The organism is Pseudomonas sp. NPDC089395, assembly GCF_044749525.1.
Taxonomy (GTDB): domain Bacteria; phylum Pseudomonadota; class Gammaproteobacteria; order Pseudomonadales; family Pseudomonadaceae; genus Aquipseudomonas.
The window spans coordinates 217,740-240,215 of the sequence record NZ_JBIVID010000007.1 but is presented as its reverse complement, the minus strand read 5'-3'; the positions used below and the strand labels follow the sequence as shown (position 1 = coordinate 240,215).

Genomic DNA, 22,476 nt, shown 5'->3' with positions numbered 1-22,476 from the left:
TGAGATTGCACGAGCGCCGACCACGGCGGGCTGGGGTGCAGCGGCCCTCGCAGCGCAGAACTGTGCAGATCTTCGGATAAAGACAGGTACCGCGGGGCACTGGCCCGGGCATGTGTGCCCGGGCCGTTGGCCGTTATTATTTTTGTTTTTCCAGCTGGTGGTACTTACCGTCCTTGTCCCACTGGTAGACCACGTAGTCGGAGACGGTCAGGTCGCCCTTGCTGTCCCACTTCTTCTCGCCCATCACGGTCTGCACCGGGTTGGCCTTGAGCCACTTGGCAGCGTCTTCGCCCTTGTTCGACTTGGCGCCGTTGAACGCGGCGGCAAGGGCCTGGACCGAGGCGTAGGCGTACAGGGTGTAGCCCTCGGGTTCGGTGCCGGCCTTGCGGAACTCTTCCACCACGGCCTTGCTGTCAGGCAGCAGGCGCGGGTCGGCGCCAAAGGTCATGTACACACCGTCGACGTACTGGGCGCCGCCTGCGGTGGCCACCAGTTCGTCGGTGACGATGCCGTCATCGGACATGAACTTGACGTCTTTCAGGCCCTGCTCGCGCAGCTGGCGTACCAGGGGACCGGCTTCCGGGTGCAGGCCACCGAAGTAGACCACGTCGGCACCGGCGGCTCGGATCTTGGTGACCACGGCGCTGAAGTCTTTCTCGCCACGGGTCAGGCCTTCATACAGCACAGGCTTGACGCCGCGCTTCTCCAGCTGCGCCTTGGTCGCGTCGGCCAGGCCCTGGCCGTAGGTGTCCTTGTCGTGCAGCACCGCGACTTTCTTGCCCTTGAGCACGTCGACGATGTAATTGCCGGCAACGATGCCCTGCTGGTCGTCACGGCCGCACATGCGGAACATGCCGCTCAGACCACGCTCGGTGACCTGCGGGTTGGTGGAGCCTGGGGTGATGGCAATCACGCCCGCTTCGTCATACACCTCGGAAGCGGGGATGGTGTTGGAGGAACAGAAGTGGCCAACCACGCCGATCACCTTGTCCTGGTCGACCAGACGGTTGGCCACGGACACGGCCTGCTTCGGTTCACAGGCATCATCGCCCTTGACCAGGACGATCTTCTCGCCGTTTACGCCACCTGCGGCGTTGACCTTGTCGGCCGCCGCCTGGGCACCTTTCATGTACTGCTCGCCAAACGCTGCGTTAGCCCCGGTCATGGGGCCCGCGACGCCGATCTTGACGTCGGCCTGAACAAACGAAGAAACACCCAGCGCCGTAGCCACGGCAAGTGCCAGGAAACCTTTCTTGTAAAACGTCTGCGACATGAGGTGGTGCTCCTAGAGTTTTTTTTGGTTGGCACTACAACTTCTCAGCCCTGTGCTCCGAGCAAGGGCCGTGCCATTGATTTTGTATTCCGGGAAAACACACTGGACAGGAGGCCAGCAGGCGACCGACGGCCTTTTCTTTATTGAGCGTGCAACCGTCTGCCACGCGGCAGGCGCCACCACTCGTACAGACAAGGAGCAACCTTGCGGTGCCATCATTGCAACCCTGACAAGTGTTTACGTGCAACCCTCCTGTAACAGCGCACCGTCACCGAAGTGCACACCGCTGGTGCGCGACTGCTACAGGCGGCACTGTTTCAAGGCTAGCTGGTGCACGAAAAAACACCTGTTTTGCCTGTACTGGCCTTATCGCCGGCAAGCCGGCTCCCACAGGGTTACCACAATGCCCAACTGTGGGAGCCGGCTTGCCGGCGATAGGGCCGGTACAGACACAACACAACTGAAAAGACTGGCACAATGACCACCATTCGCCGCTTCTGGAGCCCCCTTGATGAGCGAGAGCGCATTCGCCGAGCGCATCGTGCATAACCTGCTCGACACCGATTTCTACAAGTTCACCATGATGCAGGGCGTGCTGCACAACTACCCGGACGCCGATGTGGAATGGGAGTTCCGTTGCCGCAATGGCGAGGACTTGCGCCCTTACCTCGGCGAGATCCGCAACCAGCTCGAACTGCTCAGCGAACTCACCCTGGATGACGGCCAGCTGGCGTTCCTCGAACGCATCAGCTTCCTCAAACCCGACTTCCTGCGCTTTCTGCGGCTGTTCCGCTTCAACCTGCGCTATGTGCACCTTGGCGTCGAAAACGACCAGCTGTTCCTGCGCCTGAAAGGCCCGTGGCTGCATGTGCTCCTTTTCGAAGTGCCGCTACTGGCCATCATCAGCGAAGTCCGCAACCGCCACCTGCATCCGCACATGCGCCTAGCCGAAGCCCGCGACCAGCTGTACCGCAAGTTCGACTGGCTGCGCGCCCACGCCAGCGACGACGAACTGGCCGCGCTGCAAGTGGCCGACTTCGGCACCCGCCGGCGCTTCTCCAGCCGTGTACAGGCTGAAGTGGTGCGGGTCCTGCGCGACGACTTCCCGGGCCGTTTCGTCGGCACCAGCAACGTCGACCTGGCATGGAAACTGGATATCAAGCCGCTGGGTACCATGGCCCACGAGTGGTTCATGGCCCACCAGCAGCTCGGCCCACGGTTGATCGACAGCCAGATCGCCGCCCTCGACTGCTGGGTACGCGAATACCGCGGCCTGCTTGGTATCGCCCTGACCGACTGCATCACCATGGATGCGTTTCTGCGCGATTTCGACCTGTACTTCGCCAAGCTGTTCGACGGCCTGCGCCACGATTCGGGCGAACCGGTTGCCTGGGCGGAAAAGGCCATCGCCCACTACCAGAAACTGGGCATCGACCCGATGACCAAGACCCTGGTGTTCTCCGATGGCCTGAACCTGACCCGCTCGCTGGAAATCTTCCGCGCCCTGCGCGGTCGCATCAACGTCAGCTTCGGCATCGGCACCAACCTGACCTGCGATATCCCGGGTGTGGCGCCGATGAACATCGTGCTTAAAATGACCGACTGCAACGGCTCGCCGGTGGCGAAGATCTCTGACGAAGCCGCCAAGACCCAGTGCCGCGACGCGAACTTCGTCGCCTACATGCGTCACGTATTCAAAGTCCCCAGCAAGGAGTAACCCATGCAAGCCGTTCAGCAAGAGATTGCCCAGGCGCTCAAGGTGCAGCCGCCGTTCGAAGGCGCCGCTGCGATCGAGGCCGAGGTCGCCCGGCGCGTGGCGTTCATCAAGGGCTGCCTGGCCAACGCCCGGCTCAAGACCCTGGTGCTGGGCATCAGCGGTGGCGTCGACTCGCTGACTGCCGCCCTGCTCGCCCAGCGCGCCATCAACGAGCTGCGCGCCGAAACCGGCGACCAGGCCTACCGCTTCATCGCCGTGCGCCTGCCGTATCAAGTGCAGCACGACGAGCACGATGCCCAGGCCTGCCTGGACGTGATCAAGGCCGATGAAGTGCACACGGTCGACATCGCCCCGGCGGTGCGCGCGCTGGCAAAGGAAGTGAAAGCACTGGAAGGAGGCTCGCCAAGCCTGGTGGATTTCGTTGTCGGCAACGTCAAGGCGCGCACGCGCATGGTGGCGCAGTACACCATCGCCGGCGCCCGTGCGGGCCTGGTGATTGGTACCGACCACGCCGCCGAGGCAGTGATGGGCTTCTTTACCAAGTTTGGTGACGGTGCGTGTGACCTGGCGCCACTGAGTGGCCTGGTGAAAAACCAGGTACGGGCGATTGCGCGCAGCTTTGGCGCGCCGGAATCACTGGTGGAGAAAGTGCCGACCGCGGACCTGGAAGACCTGGAGCCGGGCAAGCCGGACGAGGCTTCGCATGGAGTGACCTACCAGCAGATCGATGCGTTCCTGCAGGGGCAGCCGGTTGACCAGGAAGCGTTCGATATCATCGTCGCTACCTATCGCAAGACTCAGCACAAGCGCGAACTGCCGTTCGCCCCTTGAGGGCCCTGGGGGCTGCTGCGCAGCCCATTCGCGACACAAGGCCGCTCCTACAGATGAATACGATCGTCTGTAGGAGCGGCCTTGTGTCGCGAAAGGAGGGCAAAGCCCTCCCCGTTTTCCGGATTACTTGACGATGACTTTGCCTTTCATCATCGAGATGTGGCCCGGGAAGGTGCAGAAGAAGCTGTAGTCGCCACCGGCTTCCAGCTTGGAAGTGTCGAACTTCACTTCGGTTTCTTTCTCAGGCGCGCCGATCATCGCGGTGTGGGCGATGATGTTGGCGTTGTCTTCCTTCAGATAGCCCTTCTCGATGCCCTGGCTCATGCCTTCAGTGGCGATGCCTTGCATATCGGCGGTCTTGCTGATCACCAGGTTGTGGCCCATGACATTCTTCGGCAGGTTGCCCGAGTGGGTCAGCTTGACGGTGAACTCTTTGCAGCTCTTGTCGACGGTGAATTCCTTGGTGGTGTAGGACATTTGGTCCGTCGATTCGACAGTCACCGAGCACTCGGCTGCGAAGACAGAGGCGCTGGCGAGGGTCAGCAGGGATACCGCTACAGCTTTCGCAAACATCATGAATCTCCTTGGCAGGGTTGTATCAATTGCGAGACTGCCCGAAACCGTTCATCCCCTTGCTGATATGAATCAAAGTGGGTGTCAAGTGGACAGTCAGTAGAATTGTTCGATGGATTGTATACAACCAATCTAAGAGCACATCATGCCCTTTTACTAGACGATGGGACAACCTCTCATTTAGGAGCAATGCCAATGTCCCTCTCGAATTTCATGAACAGCCTGCTCGCCGCCTACGCCCAGGGTGCCACTGGCGTCACCTGTGAATTCTCTCGGCCCGAGTGAAAGTGACCTTGGAAGCGGCAGGCCTGCGCTTTACCCTATCACGCCAAGTGATTGGAGATGAGCAATGCCCGTACGTTCCGTTTGTGTGTTCTGCGGCGCCAGCATCGGTGCCAACCCTGCTTACCGTGATGCAGCCATCGCCCTTGGCCAGGCCATCGCTCGCCGTGGCTTGACCCTGGTTTACGGCGGTGGCGCGGTCGGCCTGATGGGCACCGTCGCCGACGCGGCCATGGCGGCGGGTGGCGAAGTCATCGGGATCATCCCCGAAAGCCTGATGAACGCCGAAATCGGCCACAAGGGCCTGACCCGGCTGGAAGTGGTCGACGGCATGCACGCGCGCAAGGCGCGCATGGCCGAGCTGAGCGATGCCTTCATCGCCCTGCCGGGTGGGCTGGGTACGCTGGAGGAACTGTTCGAGGTGTGGACCTGGGGGCAGCTGGGCTATCACGCCAAGCCGCTGGGGCTGCTCGATGTGAACGGTTTTTATGAAAAACTCGGCGGGTTTCTCGACCATATCGTCGAAGAAGGGTTCGTGCGGCCGCAACATCGGGCGATGTTGTTGCTGGAACAGCAGGCGGATGCGCTGCTGGATGGGATGGACCGGTTCGAGTCACCGGTGTTGCCGAAGTGGGTCGACAAGAAGCCTGACTAGTTTCCTGACTGTACACCGAACCTGTGAGAGCGGGCTTGTCCCGCGAATGCGTCAGTGAAACCACTGTCGCATTCGCGGGACAAGCCCGCTCCCACAAGGCTGCAAAGCAGCCCCTGAAATCAGCGCGGAATGACGGGCTGGCGCGGCTTCTTGTTGCCCTTGCCACCTTTGGCGGCTTCCTTGCGTTCCTTGGCTGCCTGCTGGTTACGGGCAAATGCCTCGGCCTTGGCCTTCTCACGCTTGTCCCAGGGATTGCTGCCATCACTGCCACGCGGTGGCAGGCCGGTATGCTGGGTAAGGATCTTCTGCTCCTTGCCCACCTTATGGCTGCCCGCCGGCGTCGAGTTCTTGCGTCGGGCACTCTGGTAAGAGTCGGTCTGCGGCTGGTGCAGCGGGATCAGCTGGTGCTTGCCCGGCCCGATCAGGTCGGCGCGGCCCATGCGCTGCAGCGCTTCACGCAGCATCGGCCAACCCTTCGGATCGTGGTAGCGCAGGAACGCCTTGTGCAAGCGGCGCTGCTCGTCGCTCTTGACGATCTCGACCCCTTCGCTCTTGTAGGTCACCTTGCGCAGCGGGTTCTTGCCCGAATGGTACATGGCCGTGGCCGAGGCCATGGGCGATGGGTAGAACGCCTGCACCTGGTCGGCGCGGAAGCCGTTACCCTTGAGCCACAGCGCCAGGTTCATCATGTCTTCATCGGTGGTGCCGGGGTGCGCGGCGATGAAGTACGGAATCAGGTACTGCTCCTTGCCTGCCTCTTTCGAGAACTTCTCGAACATGCGCTTGAAGCGGTCGTAGGAGCCGATGCCAGGCTTCATCATCTTGTCCAGCGGGCCACGCTCGGTGTGCTCCGGGGCAATCTTCAGGTAGCCGCCAACGTGATGGGTAACCAGCTCCTTCACGTACTCCGGCGATTCCACCGCCAGGTCGTAGCGCAGGCCCGAGGCGATCAGGATCTTCTTCACACCCGGCAAGGCACGGGCCTTGCGGTATAGCTCGATGAGCGAGCTGTGGTCGGTGTTGAGGTTCTCGCAGATGCCGGGGAACACGCACGACGGCTTGCGGCAGTGCTTCTCGATCTCGGGGCTCTTGCAGGCGATGCGGTACATGTTGGCGGTCGGGCCGCCAAGGTCGGAGACCACGCCGGTGAAGCCCGGCACCTTGTCGCGCATCTCCTCGATCTCGTTCAGGATCGACTCGTGCGAACGGTTCTGGATGATCCGGCCTTCGTGCTCGGTGATCGAGCAGAAGGTGCAACCGCCGAAGCAGCCACGCATGATGTTCACCGAGAAACGGATCATCTCGTAGGCCGGGATGCGCTCCTTGCCGTAGGCCGGGTGCGGCACACGGGCGTAGGGCATGCCGAACACGTAGTCCATCTCTTCGGTGCTCATGGGAATGGGTGGCGGGTTGAACCACACATCCACTTCGCCATGCTTCTGCACCAGGGCGCGGGCGTTGCCGGGGTTGGTTTCCAGGTGCAGCACGCGGTTGGCGTGAGCATAGAGCACCGGGTCGTTGCGCACCTTCTCGAACGATGGCAGGCGAATCACCGACTTTTCCCGGGTCACGCTCGGGCTGTCGAGGATCTGCACGACCTTGGCTTCGTTCGGGTCTTCCTGGTCACCTTTGGCTTGCTCGATGGCGCAGGCCTGGGTGTCCTGGGTGTTGACGTACGGGTTGAGGATCTTCTCGACGCGGCCTGGGCGGTCGATACGGGTGGAGTCGATCTCGTACCAGCCTTGCGGCGTGTCACGGCGCACGAACGCGGTGCCGCGCACGTCGGTGATGGACTCGATCTTCTCGCCGTTGGACAGGCGCTGGGCCACCTCGACCACCGCGCGCTCGGCGTTGCCGAACAGCAGGATGTCGGCGCTGGCGTCGATCAGGATCGAGTGGCGAACCTTGTCCTGCCAGTAGTCGTAGTGGGCGATGCGGCGCAGCGAGGCCTCGATGCCGCCGAGCACGATCGGTACGTGCTTGTAGGCTTCCTTGCAGCGCTGGCTGTACACCAGGCTGGCGCGGTCCGGACGGCTGCCGGCCAAGCCACCTGGGGTGTAGGCGTCATCGGAACGGATCTTCTTGTCCGCGGTATAGCGGTTGATCATCGAGTCCATGTTGCCGGCCGCGACGCCGAAGAACAGGTTCGGCTCGCCGAGCTTCATGAAGTCGTCTTTCGACTGCCAGTTCGGCTGGGCAATGATGCCCACGCGAAAGCCCTGGGCTTCCAGCAGGCGGCCGATGATGGCCATGCCGAACGACGGATGGTCGACGTAGGCATCACCGGTCACGATGATGATGTCGCAGGAATCCCAGCCGAGAAGATCCATCTCCTCCCTGCTCATTGGCAGGAAAGGTGCTGGCCCGAAGCATTCGGCCCAGTACTTGGGATAGTCGTAGAGAGGTTTGGCTGCTTGCATGTCAGTGACCGGTTCTGGTGTGCAGGGAAATCGCGGGCGCGGAATATAGCACAAATTTTGACCAAATCCGACGGCAGAGGTCGGATTCATGTGTAGCTGCTACTGGCCCTATCGCCGGCAAGCCGGCTCCTACAGATACGGCGGGGTACCTGTGGGAGCCGGCTTGCCGGCGATGGGGCGGCGACTTACTCGTCGTCGTCGAAGTTGTACATGCCCGGCGCGAGGTTCTCGAAGCGGGTGTACTTGCCGATGAACGCCAGGCGAATGAAGCCGATGGGGCCGTTACGCTGCTTGCCGATGATGATTTCGGCAATGCCCTTGTGCTCGGTCTCCGGGTGATACACCTCATCCCGGTAAACGAACATGATCACGTCGGCGTCCTGCTCGATTGCACCGGATTCACGCAAGTCGGAGTTCACCGGGCGCTTGTTCGGCCGCTGTTCGAGGGAGCGGTTGAGCTGCGATAGGGCGATGACCGGGCAGTTGAATTCCTTGGCCAGGGCCTTGAGGGAACGGGAGATCTCGGAAATTTCGTTGGTGCGGTTGTCACCGGCCGAACCCGGGATCTGCATCAGCTGCAGGTAGTCGACCATGATCATGCCGATCTCACCGTGCTCACGCGCCAGGCGGCGGGTACGCGCACGCATTTCCGAGGGGCTGATGCCGGCGGTATCGTCGATGAACAGCTTGCGGTCGTTGAGCAGGTTGACCGCCGAGGTCAGGCGCGGCCAGTCATCGTCGTCCAGCTGGCCGGAACGCACCTTGGTCTGGTCGATACGGCCCAGCGACGAGAGCATACGCATGATCAGCGATTCACCTGGCATCTCGAGGGAGAACACCAGCACCGCCTTGTCGGTGCGCAGCACGGCGTTTTCCACCAGGTTCATGGCGAAGGTGGTCTTGCCCATCGACGGACGGCCGGCAACGATGATCAGGTCGGCTGCCTGCAGGCCGCTGGTCTTCTCGTCCAGGTCGGTGTAGCCGGTGGAGACACCGGTGATGTCGCTGTCGGAGTTGAACAGCGTGTCGATGCGGTCGATGGCCTTGGTCAACAGCTCGTTGACGCCCACCGGGCCGCCGGTCTTCGGCCGCGCCTCGGCGATCTGGAAGATCTGCCGCTCGGCGTCGTCGAGGATTTCTTCGGCGTTGCGCCCTTGCGGGTTGAAGGCGTTGTCGGCGATGTCGGTACTGATGCTGATCAGCTGACGCAATGTGGCCCGCTCGCGAATGATCGCGGCGTAGGCCTTGATGTTGGCCACCGACGGCGTGTTCTTGGCAAGCTCAGCCAGATACGCCAGGCCACCGACCTGGGTCGACAGGCCTTCCTTGTCCAGCTGCTCGTGCAGCGTCACCACGTCGAACGGCTGGTTGGCGTCCGCCAGCTTGTGCACGGCGCGGAAGATCAGGCGGTGGTCATGCCGGTAGAAGTCACCATCCGACACCTGATCCAGCACCCGCTCCCAGGCATTGTTGTCCAGCATCAGGCCACCGAGCACGGCCTGTTCGGCCTCGATGGAATGCGGCGGCACCTTCAGGGCAGCGGTTTGCAGGTCGAGTTGTTCGGGGTTGGTAATCTCGTTCATGGCCACGAAAGAATTCTGGAGGATGAAAAAGACAAAGGGCACGGCCTGTCGAAAACAGGACCGTGCCCGATGTTAACCGGCGAACCCGCTTGGGGCTAGCCAGTCAGCGCAGCTTAGGCAGCTACGACGACCACGCGTACGGTGGCTTCAACGTCGCTGTGCAGGTGCACGGCTACGTCGTATTCGCCAACCTGACGGATGGTGCCGTTCGGCAGACGAACTTCAGCCTTGGCCACTTCAACGCCGGAGGCGGTCAGGGCGTCAGCGATGTCGTGGGTGCCGATCGAACCGAACAGCTTGCCTTCGTCGCCAGCGGTGGCAGTGATGGTCACTTCCAGCTCGGCCAGTTGGGCAGCACGGCTTTCAGCCGATGCTTTACGGTCAGCAGCTGCTTTTTCCAGCTCGGCGCGACGCTCTTCGAACGCAGCCAGGTTGGCGGCGTTGGCAACGGTGGCCTTGCCGAATGGCAGCAGGAAGTTACGGCCGTAACCAGCCTTAACCTTAACTTTGTCGCCCAGGTTGCCCAGGTTAGCGACTTTTTCCAGCAGGATCAGTTCCATTTGGTAAAACCTCTTAACTTTTAACCTTCACCGTTCGCGGAGTCTTTCCCCGGGGGGGACTTGCGACCGCGAAAATCAATCAGGCTGTCGACAATGGCCAAAACCATCAGTAACGGATAAATCAGCTGCATGATCAGCGGCAACGTCACGTACATGCCCACCAGCCAGAACCCGGCCAGTCGCCCCTGTGCCACCAGCCCATGCATCAAGGCGATGCCGGCCAGGACCAGAACCAGGCTGGACGCCGATGCCAGGATGATGAACTGCGGCCCGATAAACGGAGCCACCACCATCACTGCCACCAAGACCGCCATGGTCTGTTTCGGCAGCTTCAGGGCGCGAAATTCGCGACCGAAGCCTCCAGGGTTGTACAACGCTGCCTGCCAATAGCGCGCCAGCACCAGGGCCAGCACACTGAACAATTGCACTGTCACGGCTGTGGAAGCGACCAGCACAGGGCGGATCAGCTCACCGGAGAGCACGGGTTGCCCCTCGATTTGCGGCATGGCTTCGGCAAACGCCTTGGCCAGCACATCGAAGGTCTGTGCCAGCGCCAGGTCGAGCACGTGGCTGAAAACCACGGCGAACACGGCACTGACCACCAGCACTCGGCTCCAAGGATGCTCGGCACGCAACATGGCGGCCAGGCCCAGGGCACCCGCGATCACCAAAAAGGTGATGGGATCGCCCATGAACCACACGGCCAGCCCGGCCAGCAGGCCGCCGGCGATGACCGTTGAAGCATCCTTGAACCCACGCCGCAGCAGCACAAGGCTGCCGGCAGCGGCACTCAACCAGAACAGCAGCGGCAGTACCGCGCTGATGACCACCACCAGGGTGGCCTGCACACGACCGCGCATGATGAAACTTGCTAACGCTCGCATGCTAATCCCTTACTGCTTGTCGACGACCCGGTCTCAGCGGCCGTGGCTGTCGGTGTAGGGCAGCAGGGCCAGGAAGCGGGCGCGCTTGATAGCGGTAGCCAGCTGACGCTGATAACGAGCTTTGGTACCGGTGATACGGCTTGGAACGATCTTGCCGGTTTCGGATACGTAAGCTTTCAGGGTGTTGAGATCTTTGAAGTCGATCTCTTTCACGTCTTCAGCAGTGAAGCGGCAGAATTTACGACGACGGAAGAAACGTGCCATTTAATAGGCTCCTCTAAAGGTCCGTGGATTACTCGTCAGCGTTATCGCTGGAGTCGCTGTCATTGCTGTCGTCGCCTTCGGCGGAGTCAGCATGCTCAGGACGCTCACGACGCTCACGGCGCTCGCTGCGGTTCTCTTCAGCCTTCAGCATCTCGGACTGGCCGGTAACGGCTTCGTCGCGACGGATGACCAGGTTACGGATAACGGCATCGTTGTAGCGGAAGTTGTCTTCCAGCTCGGCCAGGGCCTTGCCGGTGCACTCAACGTTCAGCATCACGTAGTGAGCCTTGTGAACATTGTTGATTGCGTAGGCCAGTTGACGACGGCCCCAGTCTTCCAGGCGGTGGATCTTGCCGCCGTCTTCTTCGATCAGCTTGGTGTAACGCTCAACCATGCCGCCGACTTGCTCGCTCTGGTCCGGGTGAACCAGGAAGATGATTTCGTAATGACGCATGAATGCTCCTTACGGGTTAGTAGTCTGCCAGGATATCTAGTCAGACAAGGAGTGAATGACACTGTATGTCTTGCCATGAAGGGGAGGCACATGCGCGCCTGCCAGCTCGGCAAGGGGCGCAATTGTAGAGAAGGCAGGACGCACAAGCAAGGTGATTGGCGAATATTTGAACAGCCGGAAACACTTTATGGCTGTTCCGGCCCTATCGCCTGTAGGAGCGGCCTTGTGTCGCGAATGGGCCGCAGCGCGGCCCCGGCGATTTATGCGGCGGAGCTGAAAATCTGGGGGGCGCTTCGCACCCCTTTCGCGACACAAGGCCGCTCCTACAAGAGCCGGCGCACAGCTACAGAGTGAAGATCAGCGCTTGGCCTGGCGCTGACGCACGGCCTCGAACAGGCAGACGCCCGTCGCCACCGAAACGTTCAGGCTGCTGACACTACCGCCCATCGGCAACTTCACCAGGAAATCGCAATGCTCACGGGTCAGCCGGCGCATACCCTTGCCTTCCGCACCCATGATCATCACCAAAGGCCCGGTCAGGTCCTGCTGATAGATCTCCTGCTCCGCCTCGCCAGCGGTGCCGACCACCCACAGGCCACGCTGCTGCAGCTTCTCCAGCGTGCGCGCCAGGTTGGTCACGGCCACCAGCGGAATCACTTCCGCAGCGCCACAGGCCACCTTGCGCACGACTGGCGTCAGGGTCGCCGACTTGTCCTTGGGCACCACCACCGCCGTGGCACCGGCCGCATCGGCGGTACGCAGGCAGGCACCGAGGTTGTGCGGGTCGGTGACACCGTCCAGCACCAGGATCAGCGGCGGCGTTTCGGTGCGTTCGAGCAATTCCTCGAGCATCAACTCGCCCCACACCTGGCTCGGGCTCACCTCGGCAACCACGCCCTGGTGCACACCTTCGACCCAGGCGTCCAGTTCACGGCGCTCGGCCTGGCCGACCGCCACACGGTTTTCCGCGGCCAGTGCCAGCAACGCCTGGATGCGTGGCTCGCTGCGCCCCTCCGACAGCCAGATCTGCTTGACCCGCTTCGGATGGTGCTGCAACAACGCCTGCACGGCGTGCACGCCGTAGATCTTTTCCAGCTGACTCATGACTTGCTCTTGCTCTTGCGTGGCGCGCCGGACTTCGGCGGGCCTTTACGGTGCTTGGTCGGCTTGCCGGCAGGTTTGCCGCCCTTGTCCGACTTGCTGCTGGCATGGCCGCCGGTGCGCGCGTCGCTCATCAGCGCCTTCTTCATTTCACGGCTCTTGCGCACTTCGGCATTGCGCTGCACAGCGTCCTTGGGGAAGTAGGCTTCAGCGGTTTCGCTCTTGCGGCTGCGCGGCTTCGGCGTGGCCTTGGCTTCCACCACCGGCTGCTGTTGCTCGGGCTTTTCGCCGGCTGGCGCTGCGCCACGGCCCTTGCGGCCAATCGGGGCACTGAGCTGCTGCTCGGACACTTCGAAGTCGATCTTGCGCTCGTCGAGGTCGACGCGCATGACCTTGACCTCGATCGTGTCGCCCAGGCGGAAGCTGCGCCCGGTGCGCTCGCCGGACAGACGGTGATGCACCGGATCGAAGTGGTAGTAGTCACCCGGCAGCGCACTGACGTGCACCAGGCCTTCCACATAGATATCGGTCAGTTCGACAAACAGGCCGAAACCGGTCACCGCAGTGATCACACCCGGGAAGGTCTCGCCCACCCGATCCTTCATGTACTCGCACTTGAGCCAGTTGACCACGTCACGGGTGGCTTCGTCGGCGCGGCGCTCGGTCATCGAGCACTGCTCGCCCAGCTGCTCGAGGGTGTTCTCGTCGTAGGGGTAGATACGCGCCTTGGGGATGCTCATGGCGCCAGCACGCTTGACGTGTGGGGTATCGACCTTGGAACGGATGATGCTGCGGATGGCACGGTGCACCAGCAGGTCCGGGTAACGACGGATCGGCGAGGTGAAGTGGGTGTAGGCCTCGTAGTTCAGGCCAAAGTGACCGTTGTTGTCGGTGCTGTACACCGCCTGGCTCAACGAGCGCAGCATCACGGTCTGGATCAGGTGGAAATCTGGGCGCCCGGCGATGCTCGCCAGCAGGGCCTGGTAATCCTTGGGCGACGGATCCTTGCCCTTGTGCAGGCTCAGGCCCAGCTCGCCGAGGAAGGCACGCAGTTTTTCCAGGCGCTCCGGCGGCGGGCCGTCGTGCACGCGGTACAGCGCCGGCACACCGTGCTTCTGCAGGAATTCGGCGGTGGCGACGTTGGCCGCCAGCATGCATTCCTCGATCAGCTTGTGGGCATCGTTGCGCACGGTCGGACGGATTTCCGCGATCTTGCGCTCGGCGCCGAAGATGATGCGGGTTTCCTGGGTCTCGAAGTCGATGGCGCCACGGGTGTGACGGGCATCCACCAGCACCTTGTACAGGTTGTACAGGCTCTTCAGGTCCGGCAGGACTTCCTTGTACTCCTCGCGCAGCGCCTTGCCCTCACGGGTACGGGAATGCTCGAGCATGCTGCTGACCTTGTTGTAGGTCAGGCGCGCATGGGAGTGGATCACCCCTTCGTAGAACTGGTAGTCGACCATCTGCCCGGTTTTGTTGATGGTCATTTCGCAGACCATGGCCAGGCGATCGACGTGCGGGTTCAGCGAGCACAGGCCGTTGGACAGCTCCTCGGGGAGCATCGGCACCACGCGCTCGGGGAAGTACACCGAGTTGCCACGCTGCTGGGCTTCGACGTCCAGGGCCGAGCCCAGGCGCACGTAGCTGGAGACGTCGGCGATGGCCACGTACAAGCGCCAGCCGCCGGAGAACATGCGCAGCTTGCCCAGCGGTTCGCAATAGACAGCATCGTCGAAGTCGCGGGCGTCTTCGCCGTCGATGGTGACGAACGGCAGGTGGCGCAGGTCGATGCGCTTTTCCTTGTCCTTCTCTTCGACTTCGGAGCGGAACTTGCGCGCTTCCTTGATCACGTCCTGCGGCCAGACGTGCGGGATATCGTAGCTGCGCAGGGCAACGTCGATTTCCATGCCCGGCGCCATGTAGTTGCCGATGACCTCGACCACATCGCCTTGCGGCTGGAAGCGTGGGGTCGGCCAATGGGTGATCTTGATCTCGACGAACTGGCCGATCTTGGCGCCACCGTTACGCCCGGCGGTCACCAGCACTTCCTGCTGGATCTTCGGGTTGTCCGGGGTCACATAGCCGATACCACCTTCCTCGAAGTAACGACCGACCACGCTCTCGTGAGCACGGGAGATGACTTCGACCAGCACACCTTCGCGGCGGCCACGGCGGTCGACACCGGAGACTCGGGCCAGGCCGCGGTCGCCATCGAACACCAGGCGCATTTGCGACGGGCTGAGGAACAGGTCGTCGCTGCCATCGTCAGGAATAAGGAAGCCAAAGCCATCGCGGTGGCCGGAGACTCGACCGCAGATCAGGTCCAGCTTGTCTACCGGGGCATAGGTGCCGCGCCGGGTATAGATAAGCTGGCCGTCGCGCTCCATGGCCCGCAGGCGGCGGCGCAGGGCTTCGATCTGGTCTTCTTCGTGAAGACCGAACTCGGCCGCCAGTTCCTCGCGCGCGGCCGGTTCGCCACGGTCGGCAAGGCGCTGCAAGATCAGCTCACGGCTGGGAATGGGGTTGTCGTATTTTTCCGCTTCACGAGCGGCCTCGGGATCGAGGGATTGCCAATCGGCCATCAGAAGGGGTTCACCTTGGGGTATATAGATAGGAATTCTGGCATAGGCGTATTGAAACCGGAAATGTCAGCCTTGGACAGCCCTAACGGTATGTCCAGCGAGCGGCGATAGGCCTGTGGAATCAACAAGTTGAATTTTTTGAAATTTTTTTCGATTAGGGGCTTTACAGCCCTTGGGAGCGTCCGTATAGTGCGCACCACAACGACGGACAGCCCGAAGTTGTAGTAGAGATGAACGACGCTGTAAAGCATCTTGTAATCTCGAATGTGTGCCCAGGTGGCGGAATTGGTAGACGCGCTGGTTTCAGGTATCAGTGACCGCAAGGTCGTGGAAGTTCGAGTCTTCTCCTGGGCACCAAGTATTTTCAAGTAACAGATGACCAAGGATCTGTTACTACTGTGTGAAGCGAACGATAGTCGCCTTCACCAGATGTTGCAAAGCTTTGCCCAGGTGGCGGAATTGGTAGACGCGCTGGTTTCAGGTATCAGTGACCGCAAGGTCGTGGAAGTTCGAGTCTTCTCCTGGGCACCATACAAAAACCCACTAGCTTGCTAGTGGGTTTTTTCTTGCCTGCGATTTTTACCCCCCTCCCCCTCACGAACATGCGCAGCGCCTGCCCCACCGTTGCACCATGGTCGACTCATGAATTTGTCGTCATCCGGTCACTTGAGAAACGATTTCGTTTACCATTGTTTCCAAATATGTAGCCGTACGCGAGGAAGTACCCGCATGACGATCCGCCCGCAACCGCTGATGCGCACCTTGGCCGCCGCAGTTCTGAGCCTGGTGATCGGCGCTCCGGCCGCCATGGCAGACGATCCGGTCACCCTGACCATGTACAACGGTCAGCACAAGGAAATCGGCGAAGCCATCGCCAAGGCCTACGAGGCCAAGACCGGCATCCATATCAATATCCGCAAGGGCAGCAGCAACCAGCTGGCCAGCCAGATCATCGAGGAAGGCGACCGCTCGCCGGCCGACATCATCTATACCGAAGAATCCCCACCCCTGAACAACCTGGGTGAGCTGGGCCTGTTGGCGAAAATCGACGACGCCACGCTGAACATGCTGCCCAAGGAATATGTGGGCGCCAACGGCACCTGGATGGGCGTTACCGCGCGCACCCGCGTGGTGGTGTTCAACCCGAAGAAGATCGACGAGAAAGACCTGCCGACCACGGTGATGGATTTCGCCGGCCCCGAATGGGAAGGCCGCGTGGGCTACGTGCCGACCAGCGGTGCCTTCCAGGAACAGGCCGTGGCCATCCTGAAGATGCACGGGCGTGAAGCCACCGAAGAATGGCTGACCGGCCTGAAAGCCTTCGGCAAGACCTACACCAACAACATGGTCGCGCTCAAGGCCGTGGAAAAAGGCGAAGTCGCCGCCGTGCTGGTCAACAACTACTACTGGTATGCCCTGGAGCGCGAGCGCGGCAAGCTCGATACCAAGCTGTACTACCTGGCCGATGGCGATGCCGGCAACCTGGTCACCATTTCTGGCGCCGGCGCGGTCAAGGCCAGCAAGCATCCGAAGGAAGCCCAAGCGCTGCTCAACTGGATGGCCAGTGAAGAAGGCCAGCGCGTGATCACCCAGACCACCGCCGAGTACCCGCTGCACAAGGGCATGGTCTCCGACCGCGGCCTGAAGCCATTCGAAGAGCTGCGCCCGCCAAAGATTTCGCCAGCCGACCTGGGCAATGCCGAGGAAGCGCTGGAGCTTGAACGCGAGGTCGGCCTACTCTGATGACCGCCGCCCTGTCCCAGCCGGCGCCAGTACGTTTCGTACCGCGCCGCAAGCGCCCATCCATCTGGGTGGTACTGCCCGTGCTGTTCCTGGTGGCGATGAGCTTGCTGCCATTGCTGTACGTCGCCATGAAAGCCTGGGAAGCCGGCTGGCGAGAAGCCTTGCACCTGCTCTGGCGACCGTTCGTGTGGGGCTTGATGCGCAACACCCTGCTGCTGATGGTCGGCGTGACGCTGGCGTGCATGGTAGTCGGCCTGGCCCTGGCCTGGCTGCTCGAACGCAGCAACCTGCCCGGCCGCCGGCTGTGGGGTGTGGTGCTTTGCCTGCCATTCGCCGTACCGTCGTTTGTCAGCAGCTTCACCTGGGTGTCGCTGAGCTCGGACTTCGAAGGCCTGGGCGGGGCGATCATGGTCATGGCGCTGTCCAAGTACCCGCTGGTGTTCCTGCCGGTGGCGGCGACCCTGCGCAACCTCGACACCTCGCTCGAAGAGTCCGCGCGCACCCTGGGCTGCAGCCGCTGGGGCGTGTTCACCAAGGTCACCCTGCCGCTGCTGTGGCCGTCGATGCTCGGCGGCGCACTACTGATCGCCCTGCACATGCTGGTTGAGTTTGGCGCGCTGTCGATTCTCGGCCTGCAAACCTTCACCACCGCGATCTACCAGCAGTTCGAGCTGGAGTTCAGCAATGCCAATGCTGCCATGTTGTCGGCGGTGCTTTTGGCACTTTGCCTGATGATGCTGTGGTTGGAGCTGAAGGTACGCGGCAAGGCACGCCATGTGCGCATCGGCCAGGGCGTTGCACGTCGTGCGCAGCCGGTACACCTGCGCGGCTGGATGCCACTGGCGCAGCTGTTCTGCCTGGGGTTGGCGATACTGGGCAGCGGTATTCCGCTGGCCATGCTCGGTTACTGGCTGAGTGTTGGTTCGTCGGCAGCGTTCCCGGTGGCGGCGATCAGCAAGGCGCTGCTTACCTCGCTGTCGGTGTCGCTGGGCGGCGCAGGCTTCTGCGTACTGCTGGCGCTGCCGGTCAGCTTCCTGGTGGTGCGCTACAAGGGCCGCCTGGCGATCTGGGCCGAACGCCTACCATACCTGCTGCATGCCCTGCCCGGCCTGGTGATCGCGCTGACGCTGGTGGTGTTTGCCCTGCGCTATGTGCCGGTGCTGTACCAGACCACTGCGCTGTTGCTGCTGGCTTATGCGCTGCTGTTCCTGCCTCTTGCCCAGGCACCTGTGCGCACCGCGCTGAACAAGGCATCGCCAACCCTCGAAGAGGCAGCCCGCACTTTGGGCGCCAGCAGCTTCGCAGCCTTCTGCCGGGTAACCCTGCCGATCATCTTCCCTGCCCTAGCAGCCGCCTTTGCCCTGGTGTTTCTGGACGCCATGAAGGAGCTGACCGCCACCCTGCTGCTCAGCCCGACCGGTATGACCACCTTGGCCACTGAGGTCTGGGCGCATACCGCCAATGTCGAGTTCGCGGCGGCGGCGCCATATGCGGCGTTGTTGATTGTGGTATCGGGGTTGCCGGTATATCTGCTGACCACGCGGATGTATTTGAACAAGGCTTGAGGGGAGAACCCAGGCTGGCAGACAGCCTGGGCTGCCGGCCACCCAACTACCTACCGATTGCCATCTAAGTGGCATCCACTCTTATTGCAAGTCAAAAAGCATTGTGTAACCCCACCTATCGCCTCAGCCGTCCCCTGCGCTGCATTTACTTTGGGCTCACATAAGTCCATGCACGAAAAGCAAGCATCATAAAGAAACAGACGATAAGTACTAACAAGATCCCCACGATGACCCGCTTCATCCCTGCGGGAAAACGCTTAACTTCACTTAAGTCGATAAGCCCTCTGCGGGCATAAGGGCCGGGAACCATCAGCACGCCCCCTATAACACAGGTCCGCAAAACCTTCCCGATCAAACCCGCCCCGGAAAAAGTCGTTCTTAGATCCCCTATGTACTTGGAGTTAGCCAAAAGCGCTTCGATTGCATCAAGATGGCGATGAGCCACATAAAATAATGCCAGCACAGCAAGGCAGCCCGGCCCTAGAATGGACATCCATATCAACGCTGGCTCAACCGTCATTCCGCTACCTTCCGATATAAATACTCACCAATGACCTCACCGCCCTCTGCTCCTATATTTCCGCCAACGGCCCCTCCCACCGCTCCTCCCAACACCGCGCAAACAAGTGCACCAGGCCCAGTGGTAACCCCCAAAACGAAAGTACAGCCAGCAGTGGCAAAGAAACTTCCGACAGCCCCCCCCATACTTCCCCCACCCAGCCCCATCACTAAAGAGCTCCCCTGCACGTACTTAGCTTTTGCACACTCATTTTCTCTCCCAAGCGTGCAAGCCTTGTGGATGTCAAGCGCCGAGGATGCCACATCAAGACCAACCCCGATGTAGGTTCCCTTCTTCACTAAAGCCGCCGCTCTAGAAACACCGGCAATTTTTTGCGCATACCCAGCTATTTCACCGGTATGCAGATAGCTTTTGGTGGATATCTCAAGCGCTCGCTTTGCTGCCCCTTTATTGCGCAAGGCAGAACCGTAAGCAGCTATCATGCCCAGTTGCTCATCCAGCCTCATGAACAGCGCCATGCGCTTAGCATAAAACTCATCACGCGACCGGATCGTGCCACTCCCCAAATACTGACGATGTAGCTGTTCGATATCCTCCAGAGTTCTCTTGATAGCTTCAAGATGCCTACCCCATCCATCAGCGGCCGCTCCTGCCCCCAAGGAAGCGTGGGCAAGCAGGCTTTTCAACATCTCATAGTTATCCAGTAGAAAGTCATCAACTCCTGCACCATCGACCTCGAGCTGATGGTGTATTCCTGCAGCCTGCGCCATCAAATAAGCTTCATGGCTTGTGCACGATGGAGTACCGGGGTCTCCAACAATAACCAGTTCCCCACCGACAACCACACTATTGACGATATGCGCATTCAATACATCAAACTTGGCCCGCTGATTGGCCGACATCGGCGTGCCGGCCTTCAGCGACTCATACGACTGCGCTTGCGAATTAATGAAGCTGCGTGCCTCGGACATGGTCGTACCTCACGCATACTTCTTGTTGTTGATGCGATCCCAGCCGCCAGTCACGTTGCCGCCGGCGCTGCCATCGAGGCGCTTCTGCCTTGTGTAGGTGGTCTTGATGCGACCGTAGTTAAGCTGCACGACTTCCATCGGTAGCCCGTTATTGGCGCTCTGGGCGTAGTCGGCGATGATCACTTCTTCCAGAACGACTTCGTAGTACTTGAGCTTTTCAGTACCAGCGCGGCAAACCACCAGCTTCACTTCCTTCAGATGCTGGCCGGCACAGCTGGCCTCAAGCAGCTTGCAGCGGGAGCTGTCCAGGTATTTGGTGAAAGTGAAATTGGTGAGAGTGGTGCGGCCTGAAGATGCGCCGCCCGCAGAGCTCGCAGTGGCAGAGGTGCTTTAGTTGGCACCGAACTTGTAGCCGATGATTTCGATCCAGTCGGCGTATTGCTCATCCAGCGCTTCGCCATTGATTTCCGCGATTTGAATATAAGCATCGAAAGCCATGCTTACCTCTCCTTGGTAATGATTGGGCTGATGACGACGAGGTTCGGACAACGTCGCTTTAGGGTTGTTCCTCACTGGGCAGGATGCGCCACCAGAGGCCCGATTGACCCTAGCCCTCTATTGCCGCACCCGCAATCGTAGACGGGAGCTCAAGGTCAAATTAGGAAATTGCCTACAAATTTGGCGAAAAAAGCGACTTGATCGGGTAAATAAATGTTTCACGGCGAGATGCAGTACTGGGAATCGATTAACGAATGTTTGCCAACATCCGCCGCACGATCGGGCCATGCGCCAGGCCGACCGGCAGCATGTACAAGCGGCCAAAGGCATTGAAGCACTGCACCGATGTGGTCACGCTCAGGCGCTGCCTGCTCCCGCACTCTGCGGTCGAGTCCATACAAACCATGACCGCCAGGTGGGTATCACGTGAGGTCAGGACCAGTTGCTGGTCGCTGATTGCCTCCACGGTGAAGAAATCCAGGCGCTCGCCCACCTGCGGCACATGCTCGGGACTGCGGGAAGTAAAGCCGTGGATATCGGCGACGTTGAACCGGCGGGAGATGAAGTCGCGCAGGCGAAAGGCGCCAGCCAGCCAGGCGGGGATGTGAGAGGTCATCGCGCAATAGGCTTGCAGGGCGGTGAGCGGGGTTGTCAGCGGTACGCTAGCGCTGTGAAGGAAGTCCAGGTCGGCCGGGGCGGCGAGCAATTGGGCGGGCATGTACAAATCCTTTTGTCATGGGTCGCCTGACAGCTTAGCAAAGGGGCATTCTGTACTGGGGCCGCTGGGCGGCCCATCGCCGGCTTGCCGGCGATGGGGAAGTAGGCGGTCTCAGGCCCTGAACTGGCCCAGGCTGGCGCGCAATTGCGCTGCCAGGTCATCCAGGACCTTGCTGCTGGCGGTGGTCTGCATCACCACTTCGGCCGAGCGCTCGGCCTGGGCATGGATGTTCTCCACGCGGCCGCGCACGGCTTGAGCCCCATTCGCCTGCTGTTCGGCAGCCCGGGTAGCCAGACCGATCGCCGCATGCACCTGCTCCACCGCCGCCTGTACCGACTGCTGACGGCGCTCGTTGTCGCGCAGTACCAGCAGGCCTTCGCTGGCCTTGAGACCGGCCTGGCTGATGGTGGCCACCGCCTCCTTGGCGCCCTTCTGCAGCGCCGAGATATGCGCCTGGATATCCCCCGTGGAGCTTTGCGTCTTGCTCGCCAGCGCCCGCACCTCGTCGGCCACCACGGCGAAACCACGCCCGGTCTCGCCGGCACGCGCGGCTTCGATGGCGGCGTTGAGCGCCAGCAGGTTGGTCTGTTCAGCGATACCGTGAATCACGGTCAACACCACTTCGATCTGCTCGCTCTGCTTGGCCAGCCGCTCGATGACTTGCGAGCCGGTTTCGACCTGGCCGGCGAGGTTCTCGATCAGGCCAGCCAGTTGCGTAGAGGTGCGGCTGTTCTCATCGGTGGCCTGGCGAATATCCACCACCTGGCGCAGCGCCGCCTGCATCGCATGGCTTTCGGCCTGGGCTTCGTCGGCCATGCTGGACAGATCACGCAGGCTGGCTGCCACTTCATCGCGCTGCAAGGCCGCTGAAGCATCGGCGCCAGCGTTGCGCTGGGCCATGGCACCGATTTCGACGCCGGTACGCTGCGCCACTTCACCCGCCTCGCGCACGATCGGCTGAAGCTTGTCGACGAAGCGGTTGACCGCCGAGGCCATGTCGCCGATTTCGTCGCGGCTGTCGAGGTTGACGCGTTTGGTCAGGTCGCCCTCCCCGGCTGCCAGATCATTGAGCGCGGCGATCAGCAGGCGCAGCTTGCTCAGCACACGACGGCCCAGCACCAAGGCGACCACAATCAATACACCCAGGCCTACCAGCACCAGGCCCAGGCCGATCCGCCAACGCAGCTGCGCAGCCGAATCGCGCACGGTTTGCGCGGTATTGGCCTGCATCGCCGTGGCACTGCTCTGTGCAGTTTCCAGCCGCTCACGCAGGGCCTTGCCG

Annotated in this window: 19 protein-coding genes, 2 tRNA genes and 2 pseudogenes; 7 read left to right on the top strand and 16 right to left on the bottom strand. The window is 61.3% G+C overall.

Annotated features, from left to right (window positions below; translation table 11 throughout):
- Positions 1-136 precede the first annotated feature (136 nt).
- A complete protein-coding gene (locus tag ACIPZG_RS17165) occupies positions 137-1,273 on the bottom strand; it encodes a branched-chain amino acid ABC transporter substrate-binding protein (protein WP_008089574.1) in 1,137 nt (378 codons plus the stop codon).
- Between the two features lie 511 nt (positions 1,274-1,784).
- Here ACIPZG_RS17165 and pncB point away from each other — a divergent pair.
- Complete coding sequence (gene pncB / locus ACIPZG_RS17160) at positions 1,785-2,990, top strand: nicotinate phosphoribosyltransferase (RefSeq protein WP_400715591.1); 1,206 nt, start codon at positions 1,785-1,787, stop codon at positions 2,988-2,990.
- A gap of 3 nt (positions 2,991-2,993) precedes the next feature.
- Complete coding sequence (gene nadE, locus ACIPZG_RS17155) at positions 2,994-3,821, top strand: ammonia-dependent NAD(+) synthetase (RefSeq protein WP_400640342.1); 828 nt, start codon at positions 2,994-2,996, stop codon at positions 3,819-3,821.
- A 123-nt stretch (positions 3,822-3,944) separates the two neighbouring features.
- On the opposite strand, the gene azu is transcribed toward nadE, so the two are convergent.
- Positions 3,945-4,394, bottom strand: coding sequence for an azurin (gene azu / locus ACIPZG_RS17150; RefSeq protein ID WP_008099951.1), 450 nt, complete (start codon positions 4,392-4,394; stop codon positions 3,945-3,947).
- Positions 4,395-4,743: 349 nt separating this feature from the next.
- Between azu and ACIPZG_RS17145 the strand changes: the two genes are divergently transcribed.
- Positions 4,744-5,331, top strand: coding sequence for a TIGR00730 family Rossman fold protein (locus ACIPZG_RS17145; RefSeq protein WP_400715589.1), 588 nt, complete (start codon positions 4,744-4,746; stop codon positions 5,329-5,331).
- Positions 5,332-5,450: 119 nt separating this feature from the next.
- Here ACIPZG_RS17145 and ACIPZG_RS17140 read toward each other — a convergent pair whose 3' ends face one another.
- The 8 genes from ACIPZG_RS17140 to rnr all read right to left on the bottom strand — a co-directional run bounded on the left by ACIPZG_RS17140 (position 5,451) and on the right by rnr (position 15,179).
- The gene (locus tag ACIPZG_RS17140) at positions 5,451-7,751 is read right to left on the bottom strand and encodes a YgiQ family radical SAM protein (RefSeq protein WP_400640340.1); all 2,301 of its coding nucleotides are present in this window, start codon (positions 7,749-7,751) and stop codon (positions 5,451-5,453) included.
- Between the two features lie 185 nt (positions 7,752-7,936).
- Positions 7,937-9,334 (bottom strand): replicative DNA helicase, encoded by a 1,398-nt coding sequence (gene dnaB, locus ACIPZG_RS17135; protein ID WP_008101035.1) that lies wholly within the window; start codon positions 9,332-9,334, stop codon positions 7,937-7,939.
- Positions 9,335-9,447: 113 nt separating this feature from the next.
- Positions 9,448-9,894, bottom strand: a complete 447-nt coding sequence (gene rplI, locus ACIPZG_RS17130) for a 50S ribosomal protein L9 (protein WP_008101037.1) — start codon at positions 9,892-9,894, stop codon at positions 9,448-9,450.
- Between the two features lie 20 nt (positions 9,895-9,914).
- A complete protein-coding gene (locus ACIPZG_RS17125; RefSeq protein WP_400640339.1) occupies positions 9,915-10,778 on the bottom strand; it encodes a hypothetical protein in 864 nt (287 codons plus the stop codon).
- A 33-nt stretch (positions 10,779-10,811) separates the two neighbouring features.
- The gene (gene rpsR / locus ACIPZG_RS17120; protein WP_003249563.1) at positions 10,812-11,042 is read right to left on the bottom strand and encodes a 30S ribosomal protein S18; all 231 of its coding nucleotides are present in this window, start codon (positions 11,040-11,042) and stop codon (positions 10,812-10,814) included.
- A 28-nt stretch (positions 11,043-11,070) separates the two neighbouring features.
- Positions 11,071-11,496 (bottom strand): 30S ribosomal protein S6, encoded by a 426-nt coding sequence (gene rpsF / locus ACIPZG_RS17115; protein ID WP_003249557.1) that lies wholly within the window; start codon positions 11,494-11,496, stop codon positions 11,071-11,073.
- Positions 11,497-11,853: 357 nt separating this feature from the next.
- Entirely contained in the window at positions 11,854-12,600 is a 747-nt protein-coding gene (rlmB, locus tag ACIPZG_RS17110; protein ID WP_008089831.1) for a 23S rRNA (guanosine(2251)-2'-O)-methyltransferase RlmB, read from the bottom strand.
- Positions 12,597-15,179, bottom strand: a complete 2,583-nt coding sequence (gene rnr / locus ACIPZG_RS17105) for a ribonuclease R (RefSeq protein ID WP_400715587.1) — start codon at positions 15,177-15,179, stop codon at positions 12,597-12,599. Before rnr ends, rlmB begins: the two co-directional genes overlap by 4 nt.
- Before the next feature lie 270 nt (positions 15,180-15,449).
- On the opposite strand from rnr, the gene ACIPZG_RS17100 reads away from it, so the two are divergent.
- The 4 genes from ACIPZG_RS17100 (at position 15,450) to ACIPZG_RS17085 (ending at position 18,487) form a co-directional block, all read left to right on the top strand.
- A tRNA-Leu gene (locus tag ACIPZG_RS17100) sits at positions 15,450-15,536 on the top strand.
- A gap of 87 nt (positions 15,537-15,623) precedes the next feature.
- Positions 15,624-15,710, top strand: a tRNA-Leu gene (locus ACIPZG_RS17095).
- Between the two features lie 198 nt (positions 15,711-15,908).
- On the top strand, positions 15,909-16,922 hold the full coding sequence (locus ACIPZG_RS17090) for an extracellular solute-binding protein (RefSeq protein WP_400715585.1): 1,014 nt from the start codon (positions 15,909-15,911) through the stop codon (positions 16,920-16,922).
- The gene (locus ACIPZG_RS17085) at positions 16,922-18,487 is read left to right on the top strand and encodes an ABC transporter permease (RefSeq protein WP_400715583.1); all 1,566 of its coding nucleotides are present in this window, start codon (positions 16,922-16,924) and stop codon (positions 18,485-18,487) included. The genes ACIPZG_RS17090 and ACIPZG_RS17085 overlap by 1 nt, the downstream gene beginning before the upstream one ends.
- A gap of 145 nt (positions 18,488-18,632) precedes the next feature.
- Here the strand turns inward: ACIPZG_RS17085 and ACIPZG_RS17080 are convergent, their stop codons facing one another.
- The 6 genes and pseudogenes from ACIPZG_RS17080 to ACIPZG_RS17055 all read right to left on the bottom strand — a co-directional run.
- Complete coding sequence (locus ACIPZG_RS17080) at positions 18,633-19,007, bottom strand: hypothetical protein (protein WP_400715581.1); 375 nt, start codon at positions 19,005-19,007, stop codon at positions 18,633-18,635.
- Complete coding sequence (locus tag ACIPZG_RS17075) at positions 19,004-19,978, bottom strand: hypothetical protein (protein ID WP_400715579.1); 975 nt, start codon at positions 19,976-19,978, stop codon at positions 19,004-19,006. The genes ACIPZG_RS17080 and ACIPZG_RS17075 overlap by 4 nt, the downstream gene beginning before the upstream one ends.
- Before the next feature lie 9 nt (positions 19,979-19,987).
- Positions 19,988-20,476 (bottom strand): annotated as a pseudogene (locus ACIPZG_RS17070) (Hcp family type VI secretion system effector).
- A 247-nt stretch (positions 20,477-20,723) separates the two neighbouring features.
- Positions 20,724-21,194: a DUF2867 domain-containing protein gene (locus ACIPZG_RS17065; protein WP_400715577.1), complete on the bottom strand. Its 471-nt coding sequence runs from the start codon at positions 21,192-21,194 to the stop codon at positions 20,724-20,726.
- A gap of 111 nt (positions 21,195-21,305) precedes the next feature.
- A complete protein-coding gene (locus ACIPZG_RS17060; protein ID WP_400715730.1) occupies positions 21,306-22,010 on the bottom strand; it encodes a methyl-accepting chemotaxis protein in 705 nt (234 codons plus the stop codon).
- A 201-nt stretch (positions 22,011-22,211) separates the two neighbouring features.
- Positions 22,212-22,424: pseudogene (locus ACIPZG_RS17055) on the bottom strand (methyl-accepting chemotaxis protein); the annotation flags it as partial.
- Between the last annotated feature and the right edge of the window lie 52 nt (positions 22,425-22,476).

Coding starts and splice junctions, on each gene's coding strand:
- ACIPZG_RS17090 (WP_400715585.1), top strand. CDS start 15,909: ATGACGATCCGCCCGCAACCGCTGATGCGCACCTTGGCCGCCGCAGTT.
- azu (WP_008099951.1), bottom strand. CDS start 4,394: ATGTTTGCGAAAGCTGTAGCGGTATCCCTGCTGACCCTCGCCAGCGCC.
- ACIPZG_RS17060 (WP_400715730.1), bottom strand. CDS start 22,010: ATGGCCGACGAAGCCCAGGCCGAAAGCCATGCGATGCAGGCGGCGCTG.
- ACIPZG_RS17125 (WP_400640339.1), bottom strand. CDS start 10,778: ATGCGAGCGTTAGCAAGTTTCATCATGCGCGGTCGTGTGCAGGCCACC.
- pncB (WP_400715591.1), top strand. CDS start 1,785: ATGAGCGAGAGCGCATTCGCCGAGCGCATCGTGCATAACCTGCTCGAC.
- rplI (WP_008101037.1), bottom strand. CDS start 9,894: ATGGAACTGATCCTGCTGGAAAAAGTCGCTAACCTGGGCAACCTGGGC.
- rpsR (WP_003249563.1), bottom strand. CDS start 11,042: ATGGCACGTTTCTTCCGTCGTCGTAAATTCTGCCGCTTCACTGCTGAA.
- rpsF (WP_003249557.1), bottom strand. CDS start 11,496: ATGCGTCATTACGAAATCATCTTCCTGGTTCACCCGGACCAGAGCGAG.
- ACIPZG_RS17085 (WP_400715583.1), top strand. CDS start 16,922: ATGACCGCCGCCCTGTCCCAGCCGGCGCCAGTACGTTTCGTACCGCGC.
- ACIPZG_RS17145 (WP_400715589.1), top strand. CDS start 4,744: ATGCCCGTACGTTCCGTTTGTGTGTTCTGCGGCGCCAGCATCGGTGCC.
- ACIPZG_RS17080 (WP_400715581.1), bottom strand. CDS start 19,007: ATGACGGTTGAGCCAGCGTTGATATGGATGTCCATTCTAGGGCCGGGC.
- ACIPZG_RS17065 (WP_400715577.1), bottom strand. CDS start 21,194: ATGCCCGCCCAATTGCTCGCCGCCCCGGCCGACCTGGACTTCCTTCAC.
- nadE (WP_400640342.1), top strand. CDS start 2,994: ATGCAAGCCGTTCAGCAAGAGATTGCCCAGGCGCTCAAGGTGCAGCCG.
- rnr (WP_400715587.1), bottom strand. CDS start 15,179: ATGGCCGATTGGCAATCCCTCGATCCCGAGGCCGCTCGTGAAGCGGAA.
- rlmB (WP_008089831.1), bottom strand. CDS start 12,600: ATGAGTCAGCTGGAAAAGATCTACGGCGTGCACGCCGTGCAGGCGTTG.
- ACIPZG_RS17075 (WP_400715579.1), bottom strand. CDS start 19,978: ATGTCCGAGGCACGCAGCTTCATTAATTCGCAAGCGCAGTCGTATGAG.
- ACIPZG_RS17140 (WP_400640340.1), bottom strand. CDS start 7,751: ATGCAAGCAGCCAAACCTCTCTACGACTATCCCAAGTACTGGGCCGAA.
- ACIPZG_RS17165 (WP_008089574.1), bottom strand. CDS start 1,273: ATGTCGCAGACGTTTTACAAGAAAGGTTTCCTGGCACTTGCCGTGGCT.
- dnaB (WP_008101035.1), bottom strand. CDS start 9,334: ATGAACGAGATTACCAACCCCGAACAACTCGACCTGCAAACCGCTGCC.